At 68.8% G+C, this 3,328-nt stretch carries 4 protein-coding genes; 3 read left to right on the forward strand and 1 reads right to left on the reverse strand.

The window, feature by feature from the left end; all coding sequences use genetic code 11:
* The first annotated feature begins 134 nt into the window (after positions 1–134).
* The 3 genes from ACPYOM_RS21350 (at position 135) to ACPYOM_RS21360 (ending at position 2,324) form a co-directional block, all read left to right on the forward strand.
* The gene (locus tag ACPYOM_RS21350; protein ID WP_481347493.1) at positions 135–749 is read left to right on the forward strand and encodes a TetR/AcrR family transcriptional regulator; all 615 of its coding nucleotides are present in this window, start codon (positions 135–137) and stop codon (positions 747–749) included.
* Entirely contained in the window at positions 746–1,738 is a 993-nt protein-coding gene (locus ACPYOM_RS21355) for an NADP-dependent oxidoreductase (protein WP_481347494.1), read from the forward strand. The genes ACPYOM_RS21350 and ACPYOM_RS21355 overlap by 4 nt, the downstream gene beginning before the upstream one ends.
* A 409-nt stretch (positions 1,739–2,147) precedes the next feature.
* Complete coding sequence (locus ACPYOM_RS21360; RefSeq protein WP_481347495.1) at positions 2,148–2,324, forward strand: hypothetical protein; 177 nt, start codon at positions 2,148–2,150, stop codon at positions 2,322–2,324.
* A gap of 352 nt (positions 2,325–2,676) precedes the next feature.
* On the opposite strand, the gene ACPYOM_RS21365 is transcribed toward ACPYOM_RS21360, so the two are convergent.
* A partial coding sequence (locus tag ACPYOM_RS21365; RefSeq protein ID WP_481347496.1) for an SDR family NAD(P)-dependent oxidoreductase occupies positions 2,677–3,328 on the reverse strand: 652 nt, incomplete at its 5' end.

A 3,328-nucleotide genomic window follows, 5' to 3' on the forward strand; every position in this document is an offset into this window, starting at 1 on the left:
TCCGTCGTCGGCAGCGTCAGATGTGTATAAGAGACAGGGGGATGGTCTCGTACGCCAAGGAGCACGCACGCGAACATAGGATTATGACCGTACTGCTATGGTGGGCGCAGACGCAACGGTGAAGGAGTGAGCCCATGGCCAGGTACGGCGCCGAGCACAAGCAGGCGACGAGGCGGCGGATGATCGAGACGGCAGGTCGCCGGTTCAAGAGCGATGGCATCGACGGTTCGGGCATCGCGACCCTGGTAGCCGACGCCGGCCTGACCAACGGCGCGTTCTACGGTCATTTCTCGTCGAAGGGTGATCTGGTCGCTGCCGTCGTCACCGACCAGCTGGACACCCAGGTCGCCCTGCTCGACTCACTTCCCGCAGGATCCGGCCTGGAGGCGTTCATCCGCGACTACCTCTCGGCCGCTCACCGGGACGACCCAGCCGCCGGTTGCTGCTCCGCGGCACTTCTCGACGAGATCGGCCGCTGCGACGCGGCCAGCAGGCAGGCCTACACCACCGGCATCCGCTCGGTCCTGACCGCCATCGCCCGACACCTTGATGACGCTGACGACCACACCTCGCGTGCGGAGGAGCAGGCCATCGGTCTCGTGGGACTGCTCGCAGGCGCCCTGCAGCTGGCGCGGGCCGTCCAGGACCGCGAGCTGTCCGACCGCGTGCTGGCCGCCGCCCACACCAACGCACTGAAGCTGCTGGCGCCCGCCGGCAACCGCGCGAACACGGACCAGGAGTCAGCATGAGGGCCTTCGTCGTCGACCACTACGGCCCCGACGGCCTGCGCGAGGCTGACGCGCCGGCGCCGACCGTCGGTCCCAGTGATGTCCTGGTCGACGTACGCGCGGCAAGCGTCAACCCACTCGACGTGATGATCCGCAACGGCGAGTTCAAGCAGCTCCTCAGCTACCCGCGACCGTTCATCCTCGGCCACGACGTCGCGGGCACCGTCGCCGAGGTCGGCCCCGACGTCAGCGCCTTCAAGGTCGGCGACGAAATCTGGGCCCGACCCCGCGACCACCGCATCGGCACCTTCGCCGAGTCCATCGCCATCGACGCCGCGGACATCGCGCTGAAGCCGGCCTCACTCTCCTTTGCCCAGGCAGCAGCCGTCCCCCTCGTAGCGCTCGCGGCTTGGCAGGCGCTCGTCGACCTCGCTCACCTCCGGCCGGGCCAGCGCGTCCTCGTGCACGCCGGAGCCGGCGGCTTGGGATCGACCGCCATCCAGCTCGCGCACCACCTCGGCGCCCACGTGGCGACCACCGCGCGCGGGACCGACGCCGAGACACTCACGGCGCTCGGCGCCGACGAGGTCATCGACTTCACCACCACCGACTTCACCGACGTGCTCAGCGACTACGACGTCGTCCTCGACTCGCTGGGGACCGACAGCCTGAACAAGTCGATGACCGTGCTAAGGCCCGGCGGGCTGGCAATCAGCGTGGTCGGGCCGCCCGACCCCGCCTTCGCCACCCAGATCAGCAAGCCGCTGCTCAAGCCGGTGATGGCACTGCTCAGCCGCAAGATCCACCGGAGGGCCCGGCGACTCGGGGTGCGCTACCGCTTCTTCTTCATGCACGCCGACGGCGCCCAGCTGACGAACCTGGCCCGGCTCTACGAGGCCGGAGACCTCCGCCCGGTCCCCGACCGCACCTTCGGTTTCGACCAGACTCTCGACGCGGTCACCTACGTGGAGGAGGGCAAAGCGCACGGCAAGGTCGTCATCACCCGCTGACCACGTGACGACCACGCGGTCTTGTTGCCGCTGCCAGAGACAAGGACTTCACAAGTTGGATCGACGAACACCCGTCACCACCCACACTGTGCTGCAGCCTCCGCGCACAGTCGTGCCGGGACGGTTGCCAGCGGCCCGTAGGCCGCGCTCCACCGGCCAGGCGGGGACTCTGTCCAACCGAGGTTCTGACCCCCGGCTACATGGCTAGCCACCTCAGCTCATGCGGCCTTGTGGAATCCATTGAGCGGTAAGCGAGGCGGCTCGCGGCGGAGTGACGCTGACGACGAGAGCCGCGGTCCGATCGGTGGATCTGCCCTTCGACCAAGGGTGCCCTCCACCTTCCCTCGACGCGGCCCGTCCTCCGCGTCGATCAGCCTCGCGAGCATCCCTTCCCACTAACGTGCCGCCCGTGATCACCCATCGCGTCCGTAAGCCGATCGTGCTGCTCGAAGCCTTCCTCATGCCGCTCGTCGCGGCCGTTCTGTTGCTGCTAGTCCTGCGGCCGCTCCCCCTTGCTGTTCCGCTCGCGGCCGCACTCCTGGCCTTCGGGATTCCTGGCCTCATCCGGGCATCGCACCGGTCGTAGGACTCGAGCGGGGCCGCCGGCGAGGGCTTCTCAGGGCCGACGAGCTGCTCTTGGCCGATAGCCGGATCAGCGCCGTCGACTACCGCGGCCGAAGGACGACGTTGCCCCCAGGTTTGGAAGGCCATCCCGCCACCCGCCGGGTGCAGGTCAACTTCTACGACGGAGATTGGGCGACAGGCCCGATCGGTGAACACCTCAAAGCCAAAGGCGTGACGCTCTAACCGGATGGCTGAGCGTCGCGCGGCACGGCCGCGCACGGGACGGCGTCAACCTGGGACCGCGACCGGCCGGGTACGGATGCGGAGTGCCACCGCGGCGGTGGACGGAAGCCCGCCGCCGCGGGGACCATGGGTCAGAGCCGCAGGCCGCCGGAGGCTTCGATGCGCTGGCCTGTGATCCAGCTGCCGGAGGCGGTCGTGAGACCGACGACGGCCTGGCCGACATCCTCAGGAGTGGCCAGACGCTGCAGGGCGGTCAGCCCGATGATGGTCTTCTGCAGGTCGGGGTCTGAGCGCAGGTGAGCGTCGCCGAAGTCGGTCGGCACGGCGCCGACGGCGAGGACGTTGGCGGTGATCCCGCGGTCGCCGTACTCCAGCGCCTGGTAGCGGGTGAGCACCTCGATGGCTCCCTTGGCGGTGGCGTACGGGCCAGAACGGGCGAACGCCATCCGGGTCAGGGCACTGGAGATGTTGACGATGCGGCCGCCGTCGACGAGCAACGGCTCCAGGGCCTGAGTGAGGAAGAACGGGCCCTTGACGTGCACCCCGAAGACCTGGTCGAACTCGGCCTCGGTCGTGTCCTTGAGCAGGCTGTACAGCGCGGTGCCGGCGTTGTTGACCAGGATGTCGAACCGCCCGTCGGGCAGCTCGCTGCGCAGCGTCTCCACGAAGGCGGCGAACGAGGCGATGTCGGTGGTGTCGAGGTGCAGCGCGACACCGCGCCGACCTCTGGACTCGATGGACGCGACGACGTCGCGCGCTTCGGCCTCGCTGCTCTTGTAGGTG

This window comes from Monashia sp. HAY1-2A (genome assembly GCF_056755315.1).